This is a genomic window from Kribbella sp. NPDC023855 (assembly GCF_040639475.1).
GTDB lineage: Bacteria > Actinomycetota > Actinomycetes > Propionibacteriales > Kribbellaceae > Kribbella.
The window spans coordinates 1-3,012 of the sequence record NZ_JBFAAA010000033.1 but is presented as its reverse complement, the minus strand read 5'-3'; the positions used below and the strand labels follow the sequence as shown (position 1 = coordinate 3,012).

Sequence of the window (3,012 nt, the reverse complement as noted above, 5' to 3'; positions counted from 1 at the left end):
GATGTGTTGACCGGACCAAGGATTCAGAGGATGCGTGTTGGGCGGGTCAGTGGTGGTTGGGCTCGATAGGAATGCGGCAGTCGTTCTAGGAGGCTGTCGTGGTGTTGCCGTTCCCCGGAAACGAGCGGGAGATTGCGTCGCTGGTGCTGGCGCACTCGGCGCGGGTGGTGCAGGGCGCTGGTGTTGCGCCGTGGGTGGTCGTGGATGTCGACGGTGTGGTCGTCGTCCCGATCGAGCGGTTCTTGCGTGACTTCGTCGCCCGAGGCAACAGTGCTGGCAGCGTGCGCAGCTATGCGTTTGTGCTACAGCGGTGGTGGAGGTTCCTGGACACGGTCGGGGTGCCGTGGGACAGGGCCACTGCCGCTGAGGCTCGGGATCTGGTCTTGTGGATGATGCAGGCGGTCAAGCCTGCCCCTGGCCGGTCTGATGAGCGGCGCGGTGGGCGTGGTGGGGTCAATCAGGTCACAGGTAAGGCCTATCTCGACGAGCGGTACAAGCCGCGGACCATCCGTCACAACAACGCGGTCCTGCGCTCGTTCTACGCGTACTGGATCGATCGTGGCGATGGGCCGTTGCTGAATCCGGTGCCTAGGGATGGGCGTGGAAGGCCGAATGCTCATCACAACCCGCTGCTTCCGTTTGCGCCGATCGGGCGGCTTCGCTACAACCCGAAGGTCCCGAAGCGGGCGCCTCGGGCGATGCCGGACGAGCGCTGGAACGACTTGTTCGGATCGCTGATCAGCGATCGCGACCGGGCGATCCTTGCTCTGGCGGTCAGCACCGCGGCGAGGGCGGGAGAGCTTCTCGGGTTGCGTGTCTGCGATGTCGACTGGGGTGACCAGCTGATCCGGGTCAGGCGCAAGGGCAGCGGAGCTGAGCAGTGGCTGCCGGCTAGCACCGAAGCGTTCGTGTGGTTGAGGCTCTACCTTGACCAGGTCGGGCTTCTGAGCGCCGGGGACGTGCTGTGGTGGACGATGCGTCGGCGCTCTGACGGGCGCGGGCATCTGGTGCGGAAGCCGTTGACCTATGACGCTTTGCGGGCCGTGCTGCGACGGGCGAATGCGTCGCTGGGGACGAACTGGTCGATGCACGATCTGCGCCACACCTGTGCTTTGCGGATGGTCCGCGATGCGCGCTTGTCGCTGCGTGATGTTCAGGTGATCCTCGGCCACGCGCACCTGACTACCACCCAGCTCTACTTGGTCGAGGACGACGCCGCGGTGATCCGGCGGGTTCACGAGTATCTCAAGGACACCGGCCGACGGCGCGCCGATGTGCCAGTGGCTGATGGATACGGTCTCGCGGACTTGAACGTGCTGTTCGGTGGTGCGCAGTGACGCTGACAGCATCGCAGCCGTGGCCCAGGCCGGCCGCGAAACGAGCCCGATTGCCGAAGCCGGCATCGCCAGCGTATCGGTCGCGTCGCCGGCGGCCGGGTCCTGCTGACCGTTGGGATCTCGAACGGGTGGTGGTGGCGGTGAGCAACCATCGGGCCACCCAGGCATTCAAGTCGCACGTCCGGTCGCGCCCGGGACGAGGTACGCGGGCAATCTTGGAATGGTTGTCGACGTTTCCTGGCGATGGGTGGCAGGAACGGTGGGAGAACTCGGGCGCCGACGACGAAGCAGACTTCATCGCGGTGGTCCTCGCTCGCGCGACAGGGGCGCTGGTAATGAACAGGCAGATCCTCCAGGCCGGGTTCAGGATGATGATCTTGCTCGACGTGCTCCGGGCCAGCTACGACTGCCTGGCGAGGGTTCGGATGGCGAATACCGTGCAGATGCGCACCTACCGCAGCCCGACGCTCTTCGAGCAAGTCATCGCCAGCGGCCAGTCTGCTGGGTTGCAGCAAAACCAGATCGACGCCGGCGTGCAGGTCTTGATGAGGGTGGTTCTCCATACCGGTAGCGGTCTCGAGGCGATCACAGCGGTCGACATGGGCGAGTTCGGGGAGTGGAGCCGGGGCACGAACAAGCGAGGTAGATCTGCTGACGGGTACCGCACGGCCGTCGAGTTGTTGAGGTGCGCGGGCATAATCTGCGACGAGGACGCCGCGCGGATCACCGTGAACCCGCAGCGCAGACCGCAACCGTCTCCGGCCGAGCTCGTCGACCGGTACCAGGTCCAGAACCAGCCGATCCGGGATCTGTTGGTCCGCTACGTTGCCGAACGGCAACCAGCCATGGACCTCAATTCGTTGCAGACCCTTGCCTCGCAACTGGTAAACCTGTTCTGGGTCGATATCGAGCGGCACCACCCAGAGATCGACTCACTGCATCTACCAGCCGACATCTCCGAGGCATGGAGACACCGAATCCAGTTCAAAGCCGACGGCCGCCCGCGAGCGACAGCCATGAGCGTGCTCACCCGCGTCCGCGCCTTCTACCTCGACCTGCAACAGTGGGCTGTTGACGACCCATCCTGGGCTCCGTGGGTCGCGCCATCCCCGGTGCGCGCCAGCGACACCGAAGGACATGCCAAGGCCAAACGTCGGACAACGGCGCGAATGCACCAGCGAATCAGGGAACGGCTACCGAAACTGCCGGCACTGGTCGACGCCGCCGAGCATCATCTCCGCGACCAGCAGCAACTCCTGCAGACCGCTGCGACCGCGCAGGTCGGCGAACAATTCACCCTGGCCGGGATCACCTATCGCCGGGTCCAGACAAACGCGTCCCGGCTGTATCCTGACCGCTACCCCCTCCACGCAGCTCTCATCGACGTCGTGAAGACCGGCCAGCGCATCGATGTCGCGCAGACCGAGGACGACGCCTTTTGGAGCTGGGCGGTGATCGAGACCCTGCGCCATACCGGTGTGCGGGTCGAGGAACTCACCGAGCTCACCCACCTCGCTGTGGTGTGCTACCGGCTGGCAGACACCGGCGAACTGGTGCCGATGCTTCAGATCGTGCCATCGAAGACCGACGAGGAACGGGTCCTGCTGGTCAGCCCAGAACTCGCCAGCGTCCTGGCCAGCATCATCACCCGGCTGCGCACACGCAACGGAGGCGC

The 3,012-nt window shown here is 65.2% G+C and carries 1 protein-coding gene and 1 pseudogene; both read left to right on the top strand.

Features of this window, described 5'->3' with window-relative positions; all coding sequences use genetic code 11:
• The first annotated feature begins 98 nt into the window (after positions 1 to 98).
• On the top strand, positions 99 to 1,337 hold the full coding sequence (locus tag AB0F51_RS39915) for a tyrosine-type recombinase/integrase (RefSeq protein WP_360289136.1): 1,239 nt from the start codon (positions 99 to 101) through the stop codon (positions 1,335 to 1,337).
• 224 nt (positions 1,338 to 1,561) lie between these two features.
• Positions 1,562 to 3,012, top strand: a pseudogene (locus AB0F51_RS39910) (site-specific integrase); the annotation flags it as partial.